Genomic DNA, 19,589 nt, shown 5'->3' on the forward strand with positions numbered 1-19,589 from the left:
GCTCGCCCGGAAGAGTCGGCTGCGGCCTTACCCGGTGTGACCTGCAGGCTTGCCTTGGAGTCCACTCCAGGTTCTAGCGTCGTGACCACACCACGATGCGAAGGAGCACACCATGGAACACATTCGACTCGGTCAGCCCGGCTTCGAGGTCTCGCGGATGTGCCTGGGCGCGATGGCCCTCGGCGCCGTCCAGGACAAGGCGACCTCGTACGCGATCCTCGACCGGTTCGTCGAGTTGGGCGGGACGTTCATCGACACCGCGAACTGCTACATGTTCTGGGTCGACGGCGGCACCGGTGACGAGTCGGAACTGCTGCTCGGACAGTGGTTGGCCGATCGCGGCAACCGCGACGAGGTGGTCCTGGCCACCAAGGTCGGGCGGCGCCCGTCCGTGCCGGGCGGCGGCCTCGAACACAGCGAGGGCCTGGCCGCTGACCGCATCGGTGCGGCCATCGACGAATCGCTCGGCAGGCTCGGGGTCGACCACGTCGATTTGTACTGGTCGCACTACGACGACTCGCAGACCGACCTGGCCGAGACCGTCGCCGGGTTCGACCGGGTCGTGGCGGCCGGCAAGGCTCGGATCGTCGGCGCCTCCAACCACACCGCGTGGCGCGTCGAGCGCGCCCGCGCCATCGCCGAGCGGGACGACCGGGCCGCCTACACGGCGATGCAGAACCGGTACTCGTACCTGCTGCCGCGGCCGGGCGCCAAGCTGCCCGAAGGCGGGCACGTGCACGCTGCGGCCACCGATCTCGACTATGTCGCGGCCACCCCGGGCATGGCGATGCTGACTTATTCGGCGCTGCTGTCGGGCCGGTACACCAATCCCGGCAAGCCGCTGGGCGAGCACTATCGGCACCCGGGCACGACCGCTCGACTCAAGGTGCTCGACGAGGTCGCCGCCGAGACCGGGGCCACCCGCAACCAGGTGGTGCTGGCGTGGCTGTGCGGCCACGACGCACCCGTGATCCCGCTGGTGGGGGTGTCGTCGGTGGAGCAGCTGGAGGAGGCCGTCGACGGAGTCAACCTCAAGCTTGAGGCCGACCAGTGGCAGCGACTGACCGACGCGGCCTAACCGCGATGCCGAAGGTCGGCATGCAGGCTTGCGGCCAGGGCGGAGTATCGGGCCGCTTATTCGGGTGACGCCATGCGCACGTGTACGCAGGCTCTCCTGGTGGATTTCACCTTCCGTCCCGCTCGGGCAGGGTCGAATGTGTCCCACCGGCCGTTTCGATGCCTGGCCGTCAGCGAGACTCGATGGCCTCCCGGAGGATCCGCACGGCCTTCGGCCCGACCCCGTGCATCGCCTTGAGATCCGCATCCGAAAGCTCGGCGACCTGGTCGAGCGTGGTGATGCCGGCGTTCGCGAGCGCTCGGGTGGCCGGCCTGCCGATCGCCTTCGGCAGGTCGCCGACCTCGCCCGCGCCGGCCGTATCGGCGGCCGACGCCCGCGCCGCGAGCTGCGGCGGAGCGCACGAGAACCAGGCGCGCCGCACCCAGTAGTTGAGCGCCTGGCCGTTGATGTCCTCGATCGGCAGACGCACGAAGTCGCCCGCTTTCTCGGCGGTCGCGTGCTGGGCGATCATGTCGTCGGCTTCTGCGGTCGGCAGCCGCAGGCGCACGCGTGAATCCGCATCCAGTGAAGCGAACTCCTCGCCTCCTACGGCGAACACTCGTGCCCCGTCGATATCGCTTTCGACCGACTCAGGGTTGGACAGCGCGACCTTGCGCAGCTGGGAGGAAGTCGTCATGCCTTTCACCCTAGAGTTCATTGCGGGCCCCTGTGGTGCGCACTGGCGGTCGGATCTTGTGGCGGGCGCCGTCGAGCAGCGGCTCGTTCACCCGAGGCGAGGAGCCGTCGGATCCGTGCGGGCGCCGGTCACTTCGGTGGGACGATCCGATGGACGATCGCGGTGATGAGGGCGTCCGCCCGGGCGTCGTCGAAGAGGTCCGGAAGCGTCAACCGCTCGACGATGAGCCAGTTGAGGGCCAGGTAGAGCTCGACGACCGTGTCCGCGTCCCCGGGCATGCCCGATTCCAGGTGGAAGTCGATGTTGTCCTGCAGGTTCGCGCGGATCTGATCGGTGAGCACCGCCCGCAGCTCCGGGCGTCGGGTGGCTTCGAGGCGCAGTTCCAGCAAGGCGAGGTAGCCCGGACGGAAGGCGGTGATACGCCCGACCAGCTCGTGCATGAGCCGGTTCACCGATTCGCGTGTCGGCGGCAGCGTGAGGGTTTCGCCGATCGCCTCGGGCCCGGGGTCGAGCCGTTCGAAGACCCGTTTGCCGACCTGCGTGAGGAGTGCGTCACGGCTGGGGAAGTAGTTGGAGGCCGTGCCGATCGGCACGCCCGCTCGCTGATCGACGGCTCGGAAGGTGAGGCCGCGAGCTCCCTGGTCGGCGAGCACTTCGATCGCGGCGTCGGTCAGTGCCGTCCTGCGTTCGGGGTTCTGGCGCATCGTTCCGCTCCTCGGTCAACATCACTTCATATGTAGTGGTACGGTGAAACAACTTCATTCATAGTACTTTACCTGGAGTGCATATGCGCCACCAGCAGCGCCGCCTGACCTACTACGTCGGTGCCTCCATCGACGGCTACATCGCCGGCCCGGACGGGCAGTTCGACTGCTTCCCCATCGAACCCGACGTCATGGCCGCCATGAACGAGACACGGCCCGAAGCCGTCCCCACCGCCTACCGCGACAGAGCCGGCATCGCCGACGCCCCGAACCGGCTCTACGACACCGTGCTCATGGGCCGCGGCACGTATCTGCCGGGACTGCGGGAAGGCAACCCGAGTCCGTACTCCCACCTGCGGCAATACGTCTTCTCCAGCACACTGGACCCGGCACTCGCCGAGGACGTGACCTTCGTGCCCGACGACGCCCTCCCATTCGTGCGCGAACTCAAACAAGCACCGGGGCACGGCATCTGGCTCTGCGGAGGCGGCAAGCTCGCCGCCGCGCTCATCACAGAGATCGACGAGATCGTCGTCAAGCGCTACCCGCTCTTGCTCGGCGGCGGGGTCTCCATGTTCGACGGCCCCTACGAGCCGACCCGATTCGTCCTCACGGACGACCGGACCTTCGACTCCGGTGCGGCGGTCCAGACCTACCGCAAGGCCTAGCCGACTCGGAACTCGGAACCAGGAATGCTCTGTACCAGCGCCGAGCCGCGTTGTATCAACGGTTAGCTTCAGTGAGGTGGAAACTCACCTCAACCCCGTGCTCCGGGTGCCACCGGCCCCATCCGGTGACGCGCTCGCCTACTTCACCGCCCAGCTCGCCTTCCGCACCGACGTCTCCGACGTCCACGCGGCCCTGGAAACCGGCCGGCCCGGCTTCACACTCGTCGACACCCGCGGCAAGGCCGCCTGGGAACAAGGCCGCATCCCCCAGGCGGTCCACCTGCCGACCGACGACATCGCCGACCGGGCCGCCGACCTCATCGACACCGACCGCCCCGTCGTCGTCTACTGCTGGGGACCGGGCTGCAACGGCGGCATCCGTGCCGCGGCCGCGTTCGCCAAGGCCGGATACCAGGTCAAGGAGATGCTCGGCGGCATGGAGTACTGGATCCGCGAAGGGCTCCCCGTCGCGACCGCCGACGGCGTCGTCGCGGAGGACCCCGACCCGCTGACCGTCCCCGTCAGCGGCGTCTCCTGCGCGTGCTGACCTAGTCGACTTCCGGAAGCGGGCAAGAGCGAAGCCCTTGCCGGTCGCGGCTCCCCGTCTCCAATAAGAACCGCCCGGCAAGGGCTTCGGCAGTACCCGGACGCGGCCGTCCGGCCAGTACTGCGGATTAAAGCTCAACCATCAGAAGCGACGAATCGTGAACTCGTCGGTCGGTTCCTGCCCGGTCATGAGGACGCCCATGTTCCCGCTGAGTACGTACACGGCGCATCCTCGCTGCGTCGCCGTCGTCGGCCACCGGTCGGGCCAGGCCCGCTCCTCGACGACCCTCGCCTTGGTGCCGCCGTGGGTCAGCCGCAGCTGCCACACCGCATCGGTTCCCGGCTGTCCGAGCGAGTTGGTGACCGCGACCAGCGAACCGGTGCTCTTCCACACCAGGCCGTCGACGCCGATGAGGTTCGCCTCGACTTCGATCTCGCGGAGCGCTTCCGGCTCGTCGAGGTCGATGCGCCACAGGGTCCCGCTGTCGGCGTTGCCGACGATGAGGTCCCCGAAGCGGACGGCGACGCCGTTCACGCCGAACCCGTGGTCGGGCGACTGCAGCCGTTCGTCTTGGACGAGCACCTTCGCACTGCCGTCGAGCGCGACCTCGAAGACGATCCCGGCGATCGAGTCGGTCACGTAGGCCGTGCCGTCCCAACCGATCGCGATGTCGTTGGCGAAGTGGCCGGGCGCCTCGGGAGCGAGCGCGCCGAGGTCGACGAACTCGATCAGCTCGCCGCTGTCCAGGTCGAAGATCCCGAGGCCGGCGAGGTCGCCGACGGTCTCGGGCGTCGAGTTGTGCGCGACGCCGTGGTCGGCGGTGGCCACGAGCACCCGGTCCCGGCGGGCGTCGACGCGGACGCCGATCGTCGAGACCAGGGCGGGGTGGTCGATGAGGGTGGACACTTCGCCGTCGCGGCCGACGACCGAGACGGTGCCGTGCACCAGCGAGGTGACCAGGAACGCGTCGCGGCCCGAATCGTAGGCGACTCCTTCGGGGTAGTGGGTCGGCGATGCGGCCTCGATCACTTCCGGCGCGGGGTCGTACCGGCCCCATCCGGCGGCGGCGGGACTGGCGGCGGCCAGCAGCGCTACCGCGGAGAGCGCGCTCAGCGACACTTTCGTCAATTGGTTCAGCACCGATTCCTCCTTCATAATCGTCATCAGAAGCGGCCGGCCCAAGCTTCTTCGCCGCGGAGGCATCGAGTTCGGTGTTCTCTATGCGGGTACTGACACCACCAGGGAGTGCGCCATGGACGAGCTACGACGGACCGCACTGGCCGATTTCCTCCGCAGCCAGCGAAAGCGGCTCACGCCCGAGGACGTCGGGCTCGCACCGGGGCTGCGCCGCCGCACCCCAGGGCTGCGCCGTGAGGAGGTCGCGGTCCTGGCCAATGTCGGGCTCACTTGGTACACCTGGCTCGAGCAGGGCAGGGACATCAACCCGTCGCCGGAGATCCTCGCGGCCGTGGCCCGCGCGCTGCGGTTGGACGACGCCGGAGTGGAGTACCTGTTCCGGCTTGTCGGGCAGCTGCCGCCTTCGCCCGGTCGCGACGCGGGCGGGGTTCCGGGGCGGCTGCTGCGGCTGATGCACGCCATGCTGCCGGCCCCGGCGTTCATCGTCGACGCGGCGTGGGATCTGCACGGTTGGAACGCGGTCTGCGACGCGCTCTGCGGGTTCTCGGAGTTCCCTCCGGAGGATCGCAACGGCGTCTGGGGCGCGTTCGCCTCCAAGCGGTTCCGTACGCAGACGGTGGATTGGGCCGTGCATGCGCGGCGCATGGTCGGTGAGCTGCGCGAAGGGTTCGCTCGCAACCCCGAGCAGCGCGTCGAGGCGCTGCTGGAACGCCTGCGCGAGCACTTCCCCGAGGCGAGGGCCTGGATCGACGAACACGCGGTGGTCCACCGGGGGTCGGGGATCGACATGGCGATCGAGCATCCGATCGTGGGGCTGCTCCAGTTGGAGCAGAGCGTGCTGCACTCGGCGGAGGCGCCAGAGTTCCAGTTGATCGTGAAGCAGCCCAAGCCCGGCACCGGGACCGAGGAGCGGCTCCGCGAACTCGCCTCGCTGTCGGCCTGAGGGTACGCATCACCCGAGCTAAGATTGACACACCCGAAAGGCATGTATCAGATGCTCGACATGCGTATAGGTATCATGAGGCCTGCTGGTGGAGGCTCAGATGGCAAAGAACCTGCAGGTGCGCGATCTTGACGAGGACGTGATAGCCGAGCTCAAAGCGAGGGCCGCTCGTGCTCGTCAGTCGCTCTCGGCCTACGCCGGCCAGATCCTGGCCGAATCTGTGGCACGTCCGACGCCCGATGACCTTCGGGAACGTCTCAAGGCCCTTCAGGACCTGGGAGGCGGCGCAGAACACGACGACATCGTCGATGAGATCCGCAGGATCCGCGAAGCATGATCGTTCTCGACAATGCAGCGCTGGTCGAAGCGACTTCCGGCCAAGACCCGCCGGCCTTGCTCCTCGACGACCTGGCCCGCACGGAGCTGCACGTCCCGCATCTGATCGACTACGAGTTCCGCAGTGCGCTCAGCGGGCTCCTGCTCGGCGGCAAGATCAGTCGCAAGCGCGCTGAAGGGGCCCTACTGGTCAAGGATCACCTGGCCTTGATCCGATATCCCGAATCGGTCACCGGCCCGCGAGCCTGGGCTCTGCGAGAGAACTTCAATCCGTATGACGCCAGCTATGTCGCCTTGGCAGAACAGCTCCAATGCCCACTGGCCACGACCGACGCCAAAATAGAACGCCAGGCGCGAACGGTAGAGGTCCGACTCTACGGTTGAACCCTCCGACCGGCGCTCGGCTAGAGATTGAGCTTGGCCAGTTCGGTCCTGGAGGAGACGCCGAGCTTCGGGTAGGCCTTGTAGAGGTGGTAGCCGGCCGTGCGCGGGCTCAGGTAGAGCTGCTCGCCGATCTCGCGGTTGCTCAAGCCCGCCGCGGCCAGTCGCACGACCTGCAACTCCTGCGCGGTCAGTCGCTCGGCCAGCCCTGGTCGGGCCTCGATCGGTCCGGCATCGCCGGCGGCCCGCAGTTCGCGCCGGACCTTCTCGGTCCACGGTTTCGCTCCGAGCTGCTCGAAAGCCTCCGCGGCGGCGCGCAACCTCGTCTTGGCCTCGTTGACCCGCCTGGCTCGCCTGAGCCATTCGCCCAGCAGCAGGTCGGTCCGGGCGGCCTCGAACGGGTATCTGCCGTCCTCGCGGTGCAGCTCGGCCGCCCGCTCGTAGTGCTTGCCCGCGTCGGCGTCGTCGGCCAGCAGGCCCCGGCAGCGCTCGGCCATCGCCGCCCAGTGCGGTTTGCCGTTCGACTCGGTCCACAGCTCGAACCACGGCACGATGGCCTCGGTCCGGGCCGCCTCGCCGGCTCGGACCGCCGCCTCGACCGCCGCGGGGACGTGGACGAGCGCGTCCCCGGGGCCGTCGGATTCGAAGTGCCGCATGTACCGGTCGAGCGCCGCTTCGTAGCGGCCCAGACCCAAGTCGAGCAGGGCGAGGGCGGTGTCGGTGCAGACGACCGTCTCCGGCGCCTCGGCCGCGGCCGTCTCGACCTGTTCCCTGGCTCGTTCCTCGTCGCCTCGGAGTGCGGCGATCGGGGCGATGACGTGGGCGCGGGCGCGCAGCGGCCAGTCCTTCTGTCCCAGTTCGGTCGCGATGTCGATCGCGTGGGCGGCATCGGCCTCCGCATCGCTCCAGCGTCCTCTATGGAATTCAGTGATGGCTTTGAGCACCAGGGCTCTCGGGAGTGGACCGGCCGCACCGGCCGCGCGGCACTCCTGGATGAGCTCGTCGGCGTCGCGCTCGGCGGTCTCGACGTCCCCGGTCAAGAGGTACCACCAGGTGCGCATGACCCGGTGGGACAGGCTGTTCTTGGATTGGAAGTCGGAGTGGAAGTCGATCAGGCGCCCGAGCGCCTGCATCGCCTCGGCGATGGTGATCGTGCATGACCGGTTGAATCCGGCGGCGGCCACGGCGAGGTCGCGGACGATCGGCGCGTGGTCGATCCCGAGGCGCTCGGCGTGCTCGGCCGCGACCTCGGCGCGGGAGAAGTCACCACTCTGCCAGGCGAGTTCGACCGCTCGGAACAGCGGGTATCCGGCGGCTTCCGGCTTGCCGGCCATGTAGTGGTGGGCCGCTTCCATCCACAGCCGGTACGCCTCGCGGGTCTGCCCGCCCCACGAGGTGACGGCGGCGGCGACCGACGTGGCGCGGGCGAGGATCACCCGGTCGTTCGTGTAGCGGCCGACCGCCTCGGCCAGTTCCGTGGCCTTGGGGCCGTTGCCGGCGTTCAGGGCCGCCTCGGCGCCGCGCAGCAGGCGGCGGCCCTTGTCGGGGCCGTCGGGCGTCAGCGAGGCGGCGCGTTCGAAGTTCGAGTACTCGACCGCGTGGCCGCCGCATCCGGCCGCGCATTCGGCGGTGCGCTCCAGCCGGGCGGCGATGTCCTCGTCGGGACCGGTCGCGGCGGCGGCGAGGTGGAAGGTGCGGCGGTGGTCCTCGGGCTCGAACACGTCGGCGAGCGCCCGGTGCGCCTCGATGCGCTGGTATGTCGGCGCGGACAGGAAGGCCGCGTTGCGGATCAGCGGATGCCCGAACTCGAAGCGGTTGTGGCGGAAGCGGACGAGACCGTCGGCTTCGGCAGGGGCGAGGTCGGCGAGTGAGATGCCGAGCCGCTCGGCGGCGGCGAGGATGTGCGACGGGTCGCCGGTGAAGTCGGCGGCGATGAGCCGCAGGAGCGTCCGGGTGTCCTCGGGGAGGGCGTCGATGCGGTCGGTGAAGGCCTGCTTGAGGCGGGCGGTGGTGGAGTGGCGGTGGCCGGGGAAGGAGGCGGCCAGTCGGGCGTCGGTCTCCACCGGCGGCAGTTCGAGGAGCGCGAGCGGGTTGCCTTGCGCGGCTTGGAGGATCCTCTCGCGGGTGGAGCGGGCCGGTCCGGCGAGGCGCTCGCCGAGCAGGCGGGCGGCCGCCTCGTCGTCGAGCGGCCCGACGACGAGCTCGTCGATGCCGGGGGCCGGGAAGTCGGGGGCGTAGCCGTCACGGGCGGCGAAGATCATGGCGACCGGTTCGGCGGCGAGGCGGCGCGCGACGAACAGAAGCAGGTCGGCCGAGTCGCGGTCGAGCCAGTGCGCGTCGTCGATGACGCACAGGACCGGCTTCGACGCCGAGGCCTCGGCCAGGAGGCTCAGGACCGCGACGCCCACGCGGAACCGGGAGTCTTCGAGGCGCTCGGGCTTCTCGGCGGCGACCTCGAGACCGAGCACGCTGTTGAGCACGGCGGCATTGCCGGCCGGGAGCCGTCCGATGTATCCGGTCAGGGGCAGCAGGAGCGCTTGCAGGCCCGAGTAGGACCAGGCGTTCTCGCTTTCGACGCCGACGCAGCGCAGGACGGTGAAGTCGCCTGCCGACTCAGTCACGGCATTGACGAGACTGGACTTGCCGATCCCGGCCTCGCCGCGAACGACGACGGCGGCCCCGCGCGAGGCGCGGGCAGAGTCGAGGAGCGATGCGAGGGCGGCGGTCTCGGCGGCACGTCCGTGGAGCATGCGTTCAACGGTAGCGCCGCGTCCGATATCCGAATCGTCCTCTATCACATACACTATATCCTATAGGATATATAATATAGGATCGTGCGAATTGGGGCCGGGGCGTCGATCGCCCCGGCCCTTGCGGTGCTTCAGGCCGGCAGCGGGGCCTCCCGGCGCGCGTTCACCAGCGCGCGGGCCCACCACTGGAGCTCGTTCAGGAAGCTCTTGGCGTGCGGTTCGGCGTCGGCGAAACCGGTGAACTCGCCGTTCTCGTCGATCTTCTCCCAGTACATCGGAAACGACAGGGTGTTGCGGATCGTCATCGCGCGCAGCTCGGGGAAGATCTGGCGCAGGTGCTCGGCCGCGCGCTGCCCGCCGGCGCCGCCGCCGTACGAGATCAGCCCGACCGGCTTGGTCTGCCACTCCTTCATGTAGTAGTCGATCGCGTGCTTCAGCGGAGCCGGGTAGGAGTGGTTGTACTCGCCGGTGACCACGACGAACGCGTCGGCGCGGTGCAGGCGCTCACCCAGGTTCGCGACCGGCGCGCACGGATCGCCCGGAGCCGCCCACATGTCCCGGCCCTCCAAATGCTGCGGCAATCCCGCCTCCAGCAGATCCACCACGTCGACCTCGAACCCGCCGTGGGCCTCGGCCGTCTCGGCGATCCACTCGGCCGGGACCGGGCCCCAGCGGCCCTCGCGGGTCGAGCCGATGATGACGGCGAGCTTCAGCTTGTCGGACATGTCGTCCCCCAATTCGTCGGTACAGTGCGATGGCGAGGACGAAGCTACGGACGGACCGACTGGAGCCGCATCTGTCGCCCGACTGAACCTCGAACTCCCTCGTCGACCGCGCGAACCGGTCGCCTCCGCCAGTCGGTCGACGGATGCCGACCCCGCCTGAGCGCTCATAGCTTGGAGCCCATGACAGAGCAGCTTTCACCGGCCCACGGGGTCGAACGCACCCGATGGGGGACGATCCTCGCCGTCGGGTTCGCGCAACTGGTCGTCGCCGGCGGCATGTCCGGCGTCGCCGTCGGACTCCCGCCCATCCGCACCGACCTCGGCGTCAGCGAGGCCGCCACCGCCTGGGTCCTGCTCGCCTACGCCCTCCCCATGGGCGCGGTCGCCATCGCCGCCGGCGCCCTCGCCGACCGCGCCGACCTGCGCGCGGTCGCCGCCTTCTCCATGGGCGGGCTGACGGTGTTCTCACTCGCCGCCGCGCTCGCCCCGAACTTCGCGATCCTCGTCGCGGCCCGAGCCGCGCAAGGGCTCATCGGAGGCGTGCTGTTCGGGATGACCGGGCGGATCATCACCACCTCCGCGGCCGAAGCGGCGCGCGGGCGCGCCCTGTCGGTGATCACGCTGCTGATGACCGTCGGCGGCATGGGCATGGTCGCCCTCGGCGGGTTCATCATCTCCATCTCGGACTGGCGCGGCCTGTTCTGGATCTTCACCGCCGCCGCGGCCCTGGCCCTGATCGCCCTGTGGACGACCGTGCCGAGCAACGGGACGGGACTGCCGCGGCTCGACCGGGACTTCCTCGCCGACCTGGCCACCTCCGGTGGAGCGATCTTCGCGTTCCTGCTGGCGTTCGAATACGTGGACTCGGCGCCCGCCATCGCACTGGCGGCACTGACCGCCAGCGTCGTCCTGGCGGCCGTCTGGACCCGCCGACCAGCCTCCGCGCCGACGGTGTCGCTGCTGCGGAACCCGGCGATGGCCGGAGCACTGCTGAGCCTGATCCTCATGGCCACCATGACCGGACTGCTGAACTTCTCCCTGCCGTTCCTGCTGACCGACGTGCACGGCCTGAGCCCCGCACTCGTCAGCACCGTGCTGCTGACGTTCATCGGCGGAGCGGCGGTGACCACGCCGGCGGCCGGGTGGCTCGCCGACCGCTTCGGCCCCGGCCGCGTCGCACTCACCGGAGCGATCCTGTCGGTGGGCGGGATAGTGCCGCTGCTGTTCGTCGGCGAATCGACCAGCCTGCTCGGCATCGGGACGCGCGTGGCCGCCTTCGGCCTGGTCTTCGGCGTCTTCAACACGCCGATGAACGCCTACCTGCTCGCTACGGCCCCGAAAGAGCAGTCAGGCACCGCCGGGGCGTTCATGGCCACGACCCGCACGATCGGCACCTCGCTGGGCCCGGTGACCGCGGCCCTGGCCTGGGGGCTCGGGTCGACGGCGCTGGAAGGCTACCGGCTCTCGGCCTGGACCATCGCCGGGGCGCTAGTGCTCGGAGCCGCCGCGATGGCCACCACCAGACCGTGGCGCTCCCGAGTGGAACAGGCCGGCCTCGAGCGATGAACGCTCACAGCGGCCGGGCGACTCACAGGTTCAGCTTGGCCAGTTCGGTCCTGGAGGAGACACCGAGCTTCGGGTAGGCGTTGTACAAGTGGTAGCCCACCGTCCTCGGGCTCACGAACAACTGCTCGCCGATCTGCCGGTTCGTCAGACCCTCCGCGGCCAGCCGCACCACCTGCAGCTCCTGCGGCGTCAACCGCTCGGCCAGATCCGGACCGGTCTTGATCGCCGTCGAGTCGCCGGCCGCACGCAGCTCGCCCTGAGCGCGCTCGGTCCACGGGACCGCGCCCAACCGCTCGAACAGCTCCGTCGCCTCCCGCAGATGCGCCCTCGCCTCGTTGATGCGGCGCTCCCGGCGCAGCCACTCACCGAACACCAGCTCGGTGCGGGCCCGCTCGAACGGGTCGATGTCATCGGCCCGGTGCAGCTCCACGGCCCGCGCGAAATGCGCCCCGGCCTCCGCGTCCGCCGCCAGCAGCCCATGGCAGCGCTCGACCAGCGCTTCCCAGTACGGGCGGCCCGTCGCATCGGCCCAGTCGGCGAACCAGTTGAACGCCTCCTTCGCCTCCTCGACCCGGCCCGCGCGGAACGCGGCCTCCACCAGCGTCGGCACCTGCGTGAGCACCTCCATCGGCGTGGCGCCCTCGGCCAGCCGCTGCATCCGCTCGAACGCCGCTTCGTACCGGCCCAAGCCCAGATCCAGCAGACCCAGCGACGTGTCGGCCGGGATCACCGAATCCTCCGGCGCGTCCTCGATCGCGGCCGCGATCAACTCACGGCACCGCCGCTCCTCACCGCGGATCGCCGCGATCGGCAGCAGCACCCACACCCGGCCCTGCATCAGCGCGCGCCGGTCGTTCGTCTCCGCCGCCAACTCGATCGCGCTCGTCGCCGACGCCTGCGCGTCCGCGTAGCGGCCGTAATGCAACTGCGTCTGCGCCTGCACCAGCAGCGCCTGAATGAGCGGACTGGTCGCGCCCGCCTCACGGCAGTCGCGCACCTTCTCCCTCGCGGCCACATGCGCGGCCGGCACATCGCCGGCGAGCAGCCGCCAACGCGCCGCCAACACCTGGTCGAAACGGCGGAAGTCGTCATGGAGCGGCTGGTAGTAGTCGTACAGGCTCCGCAGCGCGTCCACCGCCTCGCTCGCGAACACCCACGGGCGCCGGTTGAGCCCCGCCGCGGCCCGCGCCAGGCGCTTCGCCCAGGTGTTGTTCGAACCGCCGAAACGCGTGGCCAGCTCGTTGGCGTACTCGACCTTCGCGAAATCGCCGGTCTCCCAGGCGTTCCAGACTCCACGCAGCAGCGGGTAGCCGGTGTTCTCGTGGCCGGTGACCGCGTAGTGCTCGGCCGACTCCATCCACACGTCGAACGCTCCGGCGTCCCCGGCCCACGACAGGATCGTGGCCCTGATGAGCGCGGTGCGCGCCAGCAGCACGTGGTTCTCGGTGAGCCGCTCGGCCTTCTCGGCCAGCTCGAGGGCCTTCTCCACCAGCCCCGCGGCGTAGGCGGTCTGCGAGGCCTCCACCAGGCGGCGGGCCCGCTCGTCGGCGTCCGGCGTGAACGACGCGGCCCGCTCCAGGGCGACCATCTCGGCGACGCATCCGCCGCGTTCGGCCTCATAGGACGCGATCGCCTCGAGCGCCGCGGCGGCCTTCTCGTCCAGGCCCGTCGTCGCGGCGGCCAGGTGGCGGGCGTGGCGGATGTCGCCTTCGCCGAACGCCTCCGACAGCGCCCGGTGGGCGTCGATGCGCCGCGCCCGCGGCGCGGCGTGGTAGGCGGCCGAACGGATCAGCGGGTGCACGAACTCGATCCGGCCCATGTGGTACCTGACCAGGTCGTCGATCTCGGCCGGCTCCAGGTCCGACAGGCTCGCGCCCAGCCGCTGCGCCGCCTCGGTGATCACGGCGGTCTCGCCGGTCTCCTCGGCGGCGGCCACGAGCATGATCGTCCGCGTCGTCTCCGGGAGCGCGATGATCCGCTCGGTGAACGCCTGCTTGATGCGCGAAGTGGTCGAATAGCGGCTGTTGGACGCCTCGATGTTCCGCAGCGGGTCCTCGTGGTCGGCCACCGGGAGCTCCAGCAGCGCCAGCGGATTGCCCTCGGCGAGACGGAGGATCCAGTCACGGCTGGTGAACGGCACCGAATCCGAACGGATGTCCAAAATGGCCTGCGACGCCTCCATGTCCAGCGGCCCCAGCGTGAGCGCCGGGATGCCCGGGGCCGGGAAGTTCGGGGCGAAACCGTCGCGGACGACCAGGACCATCGCGATCGACTCGGTCGACAGGCGCCTCGCCGCGAACAGCAGCGCGTCGGTCGAATCGCAGTCGAGCCAGTGGGCGTCGTCGATCACCACGTACACCGGGCGCTTCGCCGAAGCGTCGACCAGCAGGTTCAGCACCGCCAAGCCCACCTGGAGCCGCTGGGCGCCGCCGGTGCCGTCGCCCATGCCCAGCGCGGTCCGCAACGCCTCGGCCTGGGCGGCCGGGAGATTGCCGATCCGGTCCAGCAGCGGGTGCAGCAGCATCTGCAGGCCCGCGTACGACCACGTGTGCTCGGCCTCGACGCCGAGCGTGCGCAGGACCGTATAGCCCTCGGCCCGATCGACCACCGCGTCGACGATCGCGGACTTGCCGATCCCCGGCTCACCGCGCACCACCAGCGCCCCGCCGTGGCCGACTCGGGCGCCGTCCAAAAGCGCCTGAATGGTGTCCAGCTCGTCGTCGCGGCCGTACAGCACCGTTCGCGAGCCGTGCGGATCGCGCAGCGCCATAGCCTGCGAGCCGACCTCGCGGTCCACCGCGGCAGCGTCGTTCGAGGCCCCTGCGGGGCGGGCGGTGGACTTCACGGCGACTCCAGTCCTCGTCGCAGAAAAAGGGACTGTAGCCAGCCTAACCGCGCGCCGGCCCAGTCGCATCTGTCAAACGACTGGGGTCGACCGGGCCCGAACCTACCGGGCCCGGCGACTGGGTGATTCCCAGTAGCGCCGACCGGTCAATCGACCTACTCGGGCGCCCGCGGACGCCCATAGCTTCGAATCCATGTCCACCACGACAAGCCCGCACCGGCCCGCCGCCGCACTGCGGTGGGCCCCCGTCCTATCGGCGACGTACGCGCAGGCCACCGCCTTCGCCTCCGCCGCCGTGCTCGCCTTCCTCATCGGCGACGTCAGCGCCGCGTTCGGCGCCGGCGCCGGCACTCGCCTGTGGCCCCTGGCCGCGTTCGCGCTCGGCCTGGTCGCCGCCGCCAACAGCGCACGCAGGACCGGACCGCTCGGACCGGCCCGGTGGACCGGTTCGGGCGCACTGGCCGGCCTGACGTTGACCGCGCTCGCCGCCGCGCTCGTCCCGAACTTCGCGTTCATGCTCGTCACGGCGCTGCTCATGGGCTCCGCCGCCGGACTGGTCATCGCGGTCTCCGGGCGGGTGCTGGTCGAGGCGCGGGTCGGCGACGGGAACGGATCGACGGCGCTGTCGGCGCTGGCGGTGCTGGCCGGGGTCAGCGCGGCCGTCGGCGGGCTGTTCGCGCTGCCGTGGTTCGGCTGGCGGGGCGTGTTCGGGCTGCTGGTGGTGGCGGCGGTGATGGCGACGTGGAAGTTCGCCGAGCACATCCCGCCCGAATGAGCCGCCGGGTTTTCGGAGGTTTACCCGGCATACCGGGCGCCGCACGCGATCAGATCCCGTGGCCGGCGTCCGGTGCGGGGCTCGGGGGAGGTTCGAGACCTCCGGGCCCCGTTCTCCGTGCTCAGGGCCGTTCGGTCAGGCGGGTGCGGGGGCCGGCGCGCAGGACGCCGGACTCGAGCCTGCGGCCGACGACCTCCTGGGCGAGGGCCGCCACGTCGGTGAGCGCCTCGAGGTCGACGTCGGTCTCCACGCCCATGTCGTGGAGCATGTGCACCACTTCCTCGGAGGCGACGTTGCCCGAAGCGCCGGGCGCGAACGGGCAGCCGCCGAGGCCGCCGACGCTGGCGTCGAACTCGGTCACGCCGCGGTCCATGGCCGTCAGCAGGTTGGCCAGCGCCGTGCCGCGGGTGTCGTGGAAGTGCATGAGGATCGGCAGGTCGGTGTCGACCGCGTCGAGGAGGTCGCCGACCCGGCGCGGGGTGCCCATGCCGGTGGTGTCGCCGAAGGCGATCCGGTCGACGCCGGTCTCGGCGAGCGCGTCGACGAGGCGCGCCACACGGGCGGGGTCGACGTCGCCTTCGAAGGGGCAGCCGAAACTGGTGGCGATGATCGCCTCCACTCCGGCGAGGTGCTCGTGGGCGAGCTGCACGATGTCGCCGAACTCGGCGATCGACTCCTCGGTCGAGCGTCCGACGTTGGCGCGGTTGTGGGTGTCCGAGGCCGAGACGACCACTTCGACCGCGGAGAATCCGGCATCGACGGCGCGCTGGACGCCCTTGAGGTTGGGCGCCAGGGCGCTGTAGTGGATGCCGGGGTGCTTCTCGACCGCTTGCCAGACTTCGGCGGCGTCGGCCATCTGCGGGACGGCCTTGGGGTGGACGAAGCTGACGGCCTCGATGCGGGACACTCCGGTGCGGGAGAGCGCGTCGATCAGGCGGATCTTGTCCTCGGTGGGCACCGGCGGCTCGTTCTGGAGGCCGTCGCGCGGGGCGACCTCGCGCAGTGAGACCCGGTCGGGCTGGTGCATGTGATCGCCTCCCTGCTCACGGCAACGGTCGCGGAACCGTGGCGTGCGGTCCCGACCCCATGCTATCCCGCTATACGGGAGCGAGGGCCCGTAGCGCGGCCTCGCGGAGCAGGCTGCGGACCTCTTCGGGACCGACCTCCTGGCCGAGGGCGAGGAAGGGGGTGGAGTTCATCAGGCCGAAAGCGCCGTGGGCGATGACGCGCGCCTGCTCGGGCTTGAGGCCCTCGCTGATCTCGCAGAGGACCCGCACCCATTCCTCGACGTAGAGGCGCTGCAGCCGCCGGACCTCGCGCCGAGGCTCCTCGGGGAGCCGGTCGAGCTCGTGGAGGTGGAGGATGACGATCTCGGGGGAGTCGACCGTGACGGCCAGGTGGAAGTCGACCAGCGCTTCGAGGGCGACGCGCGGCCGACCGGAGTGGAGGGACGCGTAATGGCGGCCTCCGGCCAGGAGCCGCTCGGACACCGGGATGAGCGCGTCGGCGAGCATCTGCTCTTTGCCGCCCTTGAAGTGGTGGTAGAGCGCCGGGCCGGTGATGTTGGCGGCCGCGCCGATGTCGTCCATCGAAACGCCGTGGTAACCGTGCTTGGCCAGCATCGTGACCGCCACGTCGAGGATTTCGCGGCGGCGCTTGGACCCGGTCCGGCCGTCGTCGTTTTCGAAGTTCACCGGCGCTAGATTACCTCTCAGTTCTGGCTGCGTCGCTGTTCCATGGGGGTGTCGCTGAGGAGCGCCTGGATCTCGGTCTGCATCGGGCCGTTCTCGGCGTCGGCCTCGGCGAACGGGAAGTTGCCGGTGCGCACGTCCATGACCGACTGGTAGGAGTTGACGCGCATCCGGGGGATGCAGTGCGGGTACTTGTCGGTGATCCACCGGATCATGTGCTCGCGCACCTCGCAGCGCAGGTCCCACTGGTCGGACGGGTTGGCCGCCGAGATGGTCAGGCGCAACCGCATGTAGGGGCCGGTGGCGTCGAGGACGACGATGCCGGAGTTGCGGCCGTCCCACAGCGGGCTGGTGGTCAGGAAGCGGCGCAGCTCGGCGCGGGCCTCGTCGACCGGCAGGCGCCAGTCGACGTCGAACTTGACCGTGCCGAGGACCTCGGGGTTGTTGCGGGTCCAGTTGACGTACGGGTTGTCCTTGAAGTAGGAGGTCGGCAGGACCAAGCGGCGCTCGTCCCAGATCCGCACCACCACGTACGACAGGGTGATCTCCTCGATGCGGCCCCACTCGCCCTGGATGACGACGACGTCTTCGAGCCTGAGCGCATCGCCGAAGGCCAGGGACATGCCGGCGAACATGTTCGAGAGCATCGTCTGGGCCGCGAGCGCGGCGACCACGCCGGCCACGCCGGCGGCGCCGAGCATGGTCTGGCCCAGCGCCTTGAGCTCGGGGATGTTGAACAGGATGAGTCCGATCGCGACCAGCCACACGCCGGCCGAGATGAGGCGGTACATGACGATGACCTGCGTCCGCCGCTTGCGACCGTCCACATCGTCTTGTCGGAGTGAGCCCCAGCGTTCCTGGACGGGGTCTTTGGCGACACTGAGCAGATTCGACATCAGCCATGCGCCGCTGGCGACCGTGGCGAACAGCAGCCCTTGGCTCAGGTTCGAGTTCCATCCGTCGGGGCCGCCGCCCCAGCCGGGCACGTCGCGTTGGGTGTGGAGGAGTATCTGGACGCCTCCGGTGGAGGCCATCAATTGGGCCGGTCGCAGTGCCTTCCCGATCAGGCGCGACCACCGCTCGGAGGCGTGGCGCAGCAGCAGCCACTTGGTCAGCAGCCGGGCGAGGCTGACGACCAGGGCGGAGAACACCGCCACGGCGAGGATGACCAACCAGGGGTCGAGATTGCGCATACAGCACAGGTTATAGGGAAACTAGAATTCCTCTCTCATCCCGTCCGGGCAAAAGTCGTCGGCCGCATTCCACACCATGGGAATACGGCCGACGATCGAGCGGCTAATTCATTTTTGCTTGCCGCGCAATGGCATCACTACGGCTCGGTCCGCGGCGTCTGCGGCCGGGACTCGGCTTGCGAACGGGTCGGGGTCTGGGTCTGCGTGTCCGTCTGCGATCCGTAGCGCTCGGAGGAATAGCTCCGCGCCATGGGGTCCGACGGCGACTGCTGCGTCTCCTTCATCTTGGCGGTCTCGGTCTCGGCCGAGTTGAGCATCCGCTCCCAGCGCTGGCGCATGGGGCCGATGAGGCCGCCGCCGACACCGACGATGATGACGCCCGCGACCGCGGCGAGCACCGTCCACATGATCGGCTCGGTGACGCTGTCGGCGATGCCGGCCTGGCTGGTGGCGGCGACCGCGCCGATGAAGATGATCGCGACCTGGGCGATCCTCGCCAGCGTCTGGCCGTAGGCGGCCTGCGAGAGCACGTTGCTCACCAGTCCGTAGACGGCGTTGGCGATCGCGAAGGCGACCACGACGATGAGGATCGCGACGAACAGCTGCGGGAGCCAACCGACCAATCCGGTCAGCAGGTTCGAGACCGGGTTGGGGCCGAACACGCCGAATGCCAACTGCAGCGTGAACAGCAGCAGCATGTAGTAGATGAGCTTGCCGAACAAAGTGCTCATCTCGTAGTTGCCGGTGAATCGGCGCAGTCCCGATCGTTCGCCGAGCCGGTCGAGGCCGACCTTGCCCAGCAGCTTGCCGACCAGCTTGCCGATCCACTTTGAGATGAACCAGCCGATGAGGAGAATGGCAAGGAAGGCAAGCGCCTTGGGCACGAACGACACGATGTCGTCGAAGGCGTTCTGGAGGCTCTGCGTAATGTCCATGCCAGCAGAATAAGACGAAAACGACGGTTATCGGGGATATTCCCATAAATGTCGCTCGGTCAGGTGGGCCAAACGCGCCATTTCTGCCAGGATTTGCTCGGCGTGGGCCCGCGCTGATTCTGATAGCGAGAGGCGTTCACCGGAGTGCCGTAGGGGTGCTCCGCGGGCGAGGAGAGTCGGAAAACGCACAGCTGACCGATCTTCATGCCCGGCCACAGTGTGATCGGCAGGTTCGCGACGTTGGAGAGCTCCAAGGTCACGTGGCCGGAGAATCCCGGATCGATGAAGCCGGCCGTGGAGTGGGTCAGCAGGCCCAGGCGGCCGAGGCTCGACTTGCCCTCCAGTCGCGCGGCCAGATCGTCGGGCAGGGAGACGACCTCCAGCGTCGAGGCCAGCACGAACTCGCCGGGGTGGAGCACGAACGGCTCGTCGGGGTCGACCTCCACGGGGGCGGTGAGCTCGTCTTGGCGCATGGCGGGGTCGATGTGGGTGTACTTCTGGTTGTTGAACACCCGGAAGCGCCGGTCGAGACGCACGTCGACGCTCGAGGGCTGCACCAGCTCGGGCTCGTACGGCTCGATGCCGAGCCGTCCGTTCTTGACGGCGTCGGCGATGTCGCGGTCGCTTAGGAGCATGGCC

The 19,589-nt window shown here is 69.6% G+C and carries 19 protein-coding genes; 8 read left to right on the forward strand and 11 right to left on the reverse strand.

All coding sequences use genetic code 11. From position 1 onward, the window contains the following. Positions 1–112: 112 nt before the first annotated feature. Positions 113–1,078, forward strand: coding sequence for an aldo-keto reductase family protein (locus ACYVL2_RS02575; RefSeq protein ID WP_460539883.1), 966 nt, complete (start codon positions 113–115; stop codon positions 1,076–1,078). A gap of 169 nt (positions 1,079–1,247) precedes the next feature. Here ACYVL2_RS02575 and ACYVL2_RS02580 read toward each other — a convergent pair whose 3' ends face one another. Together ACYVL2_RS02580 and ACYVL2_RS02585 are read right to left on the reverse strand one after the other, a co-directional pair. Further along, positions 1,248–1,754 (reverse strand): hypothetical protein, encoded by a 507-nt coding sequence (locus tag ACYVL2_RS02580; RefSeq protein WP_460539885.1) that lies wholly within the window; start codon positions 1,752–1,754, stop codon positions 1,248–1,250. Between the two features lie 128 nt (positions 1,755–1,882). After that, a complete protein-coding gene (locus tag ACYVL2_RS02585) occupies positions 1,883–2,458 on the reverse strand; it encodes a TetR/AcrR family transcriptional regulator (protein WP_460539887.1) in 576 nt (191 codons plus the stop codon). 83 nt (positions 2,459–2,541) lie between these two features. On the opposite strand from ACYVL2_RS02585, the gene ACYVL2_RS02590 reads away from it, so the two are divergent. Both ACYVL2_RS02590 and ACYVL2_RS02595 read left to right on the forward strand, forming a co-directional pair. Continuing rightward, positions 2,542–3,126: a dihydrofolate reductase family protein gene (locus ACYVL2_RS02590; RefSeq protein ID WP_460539889.1), complete on the forward strand. Its 585-nt coding sequence runs from the start codon at positions 2,542–2,544 to the stop codon at positions 3,124–3,126. 76 nt (positions 3,127–3,202) lie between these two features. After that, positions 3,203–3,673, forward strand: coding sequence for a rhodanese-like domain-containing protein (locus ACYVL2_RS02595; RefSeq protein WP_460539891.1), 471 nt, complete (start codon positions 3,203–3,205; stop codon positions 3,671–3,673). 141 nt (positions 3,674–3,814) lie between these two features. Here the strand turns inward: ACYVL2_RS02595 and ACYVL2_RS02600 are convergent, their stop codons facing one another. Then, on the reverse strand, positions 3,815–4,813 hold the full coding sequence (locus ACYVL2_RS02600; RefSeq protein ID WP_460539893.1) for a hypothetical protein: 999 nt from the start codon (positions 4,811–4,813) through the stop codon (positions 3,815–3,817). Between the two features lie 112 nt (positions 4,814–4,925). Here ACYVL2_RS02600 and ACYVL2_RS02605 point away from each other — a divergent pair, with 112 nt between their 5' ends. From ACYVL2_RS02605 to ACYVL2_RS02615, 3 genes are all read left to right on the forward strand, one after another. Then, the gene (locus ACYVL2_RS02605) at positions 4,926–5,753 is read left to right on the forward strand and encodes a helix-turn-helix transcriptional regulator (protein WP_460539895.1); all 828 of its coding nucleotides are present in this window, start codon (positions 4,926–4,928) and stop codon (positions 5,751–5,753) included. Between the two features lie 100 nt (positions 5,754–5,853). After that, a complete protein-coding gene (locus ACYVL2_RS02610) occupies positions 5,854–6,090 on the forward strand; it encodes a FitA-like ribbon-helix-helix domain-containing protein (protein ID WP_460539896.1) in 237 nt (78 codons plus the stop codon). Further along, complete coding sequence (locus tag ACYVL2_RS02615; protein WP_460539899.1) at positions 6,087–6,473, forward strand: type II toxin-antitoxin system VapC family toxin; 387 nt, start codon at positions 6,087–6,089, stop codon at positions 6,471–6,473. Before ACYVL2_RS02610 ends, ACYVL2_RS02615 begins: the two co-directional genes overlap by 4 nt. Positions 6,474–6,493: 20 nt before the next feature. Here ACYVL2_RS02615 and ACYVL2_RS02620 read toward each other — a convergent pair whose 3' ends face one another. Continuing rightward, a complete protein-coding gene (locus tag ACYVL2_RS02620) occupies positions 6,494–9,220 on the reverse strand; it encodes a helix-turn-helix transcriptional regulator (RefSeq protein ID WP_460539901.1) in 2,727 nt (908 codons plus the stop codon). Positions 9,221–9,351: 131 nt separating this feature from the next. After that, entirely contained in the window at positions 9,352–9,945 is a 594-nt protein-coding gene (locus ACYVL2_RS02625; RefSeq protein ID WP_460539903.1) for an NADPH-dependent FMN reductase, read from the reverse strand. A 180-nt stretch (positions 9,946–10,125) separates the two neighbouring features. Between ACYVL2_RS02625 and ACYVL2_RS02630 the strand changes: the two genes are divergently transcribed. Beyond that, entirely contained in the window at positions 10,126–11,511 is a 1,386-nt protein-coding gene (locus tag ACYVL2_RS02630) for an MFS transporter (protein WP_460539905.1), read from the forward strand. A gap of 22 nt (positions 11,512–11,533) precedes the next feature. Here ACYVL2_RS02630 and ACYVL2_RS02635 read toward each other — a convergent pair whose 3' ends face one another. Then, positions 11,534–14,356 carry an ATP-binding protein gene (locus ACYVL2_RS02635; protein WP_460539907.1) on the reverse strand — a complete coding sequence of 941 codons (2,823 nt, stop codon included), beginning with the start codon at positions 14,354–14,356 and terminating at the stop codon, positions 11,534–11,536. A 193-nt stretch (positions 14,357–14,549) separates the two neighbouring features. On the opposite strand from ACYVL2_RS02635, the gene ACYVL2_RS02640 reads away from it, so the two are divergent. Then, positions 14,550–15,131: a hypothetical protein gene (locus ACYVL2_RS02640; protein WP_460539909.1), complete on the forward strand. Its 582-nt coding sequence runs from the start codon at positions 14,550–14,552 to the stop codon at positions 15,129–15,131. A gap of 121 nt (positions 15,132–15,252) precedes the next feature. Here ACYVL2_RS02640 and ACYVL2_RS02645 read toward each other — a convergent pair whose 3' ends face one another. The 5 genes from ACYVL2_RS02645 to dcd form a co-directional block, all read right to left on the reverse strand. Further along, positions 15,253–16,158, reverse strand: coding sequence for a hydroxymethylglutaryl-CoA lyase (locus tag ACYVL2_RS02645; RefSeq protein WP_460539911.1), 906 nt, complete (start codon positions 16,156–16,158; stop codon positions 15,253–15,255). Between the two features lie 70 nt (positions 16,159–16,228). Then, positions 16,229–16,825 (reverse strand): TetR/AcrR family transcriptional regulator, encoded by a 597-nt coding sequence (locus ACYVL2_RS02650; RefSeq protein ID WP_460539912.1) that lies wholly within the window; start codon positions 16,823–16,825, stop codon positions 16,229–16,231. A gap of 17 nt (positions 16,826–16,842) precedes the next feature. After that, a complete protein-coding gene (locus ACYVL2_RS02655; RefSeq protein WP_460539914.1) occupies positions 16,843–18,015 on the reverse strand; it encodes a mechanosensitive ion channel family protein in 1,173 nt (390 codons plus the stop codon). 137 nt (positions 18,016–18,152) lie between these two features. Continuing rightward, the gene (locus tag ACYVL2_RS02660) at positions 18,153–18,950 is read right to left on the reverse strand and encodes a mechanosensitive ion channel family protein (RefSeq protein WP_460539916.1); all 798 of its coding nucleotides are present in this window, start codon (positions 18,948–18,950) and stop codon (positions 18,153–18,155) included. A gap of 59 nt (positions 18,951–19,009) precedes the next feature. Further along, the gene (gene dcd / locus ACYVL2_RS02665; protein WP_460539918.1) at positions 19,010–19,585 is read right to left on the reverse strand and encodes a dCTP deaminase; all 576 of its coding nucleotides are present in this window, start codon (positions 19,583–19,585) and stop codon (positions 19,010–19,012) included. Between the last annotated feature and the right edge of the window lie 4 nt (positions 19,586–19,589).

The sequence above is a fragment of the Glycomyces halotolerans genome (genome assembly GCF_054779575.1).

Excerpts from the sequence above, each read along its gene's own strand:
- ACYVL2_RS02615 (WP_460539899.1), top strand. The coding sequence starts at position 6,087 with ATGATCGTTCTCGACAATGCAGCGCTGGTCGAAGCGACTTCCGGCCAA.
- dcd (WP_460539918.1), bottom strand. The coding sequence starts at position 19,585 with ATGCTCCTAAGCGACCGCGACATCGCCGACGCCGTCAAGAACGGACGG.
- ACYVL2_RS02585 (WP_460539887.1), bottom strand. The coding sequence starts at position 2,458 with ATGCGCCAGAACCCCGAACGCAGGACGGCACTGACCGACGCCGCGATC.
- ACYVL2_RS02640 (WP_460539909.1), top strand. The coding sequence starts at position 14,550 with ATGTCCACCACGACAAGCCCGCACCGGCCCGCCGCCGCACTGCGGTGG.
- ACYVL2_RS02575 (WP_460539883.1), top strand. The coding sequence starts at position 113 with ATGGAACACATTCGACTCGGTCAGCCCGGCTTCGAGGTCTCGCGGATG.
- ACYVL2_RS02610 (WP_460539896.1), top strand. The coding sequence starts at position 5,854 with ATGGCAAAGAACCTGCAGGTGCGCGATCTTGACGAGGACGTGATAGCC.
- ACYVL2_RS02620 (WP_460539901.1), bottom strand. The coding sequence starts at position 9,220 with ATGCTCCACGGACGTGCCGCCGAGACCGCCGCCCTCGCATCGCTCCTC.
- ACYVL2_RS02590 (WP_460539889.1), top strand. The coding sequence starts at position 2,542 with ATGCGCCACCAGCAGCGCCGCCTGACCTACTACGTCGGTGCCTCCATC.
- ACYVL2_RS02630 (WP_460539905.1), top strand. The coding sequence starts at position 10,126 with ATGACAGAGCAGCTTTCACCGGCCCACGGGGTCGAACGCACCCGATGG.
- ACYVL2_RS02660 (WP_460539916.1), bottom strand. The coding sequence starts at position 18,950 with ATGGACATTACGCAGAGCCTCCAGAACGCCTTCGACGACATCGTGTCG.
- ACYVL2_RS02645 (WP_460539911.1), bottom strand. The coding sequence starts at position 16,158 with ATGCACCAGCCCGACCGGGTCTCACTGCGCGAGGTCGCCCCGCGCGAC.
- ACYVL2_RS02625 (WP_460539903.1), bottom strand. The coding sequence starts at position 9,945 with ATGTCCGACAAGCTGAAGCTCGCCGTCATCATCGGCTCGACCCGCGAG.
- ACYVL2_RS02580 (WP_460539885.1), bottom strand. The coding sequence starts at position 1,754 with ATGACGACTTCCTCCCAGCTGCGCAAGGTCGCGCTGTCCAACCCTGAG.
- ACYVL2_RS02605 (WP_460539895.1), top strand. The coding sequence starts at position 4,926 with ATGGACGAGCTACGACGGACCGCACTGGCCGATTTCCTCCGCAGCCAG.
- ACYVL2_RS02655 (WP_460539914.1), bottom strand. The coding sequence starts at position 18,015 with ATGCGCAATCTCGACCCCTGGTTGGTCATCCTCGCCGTGGCGGTGTTC.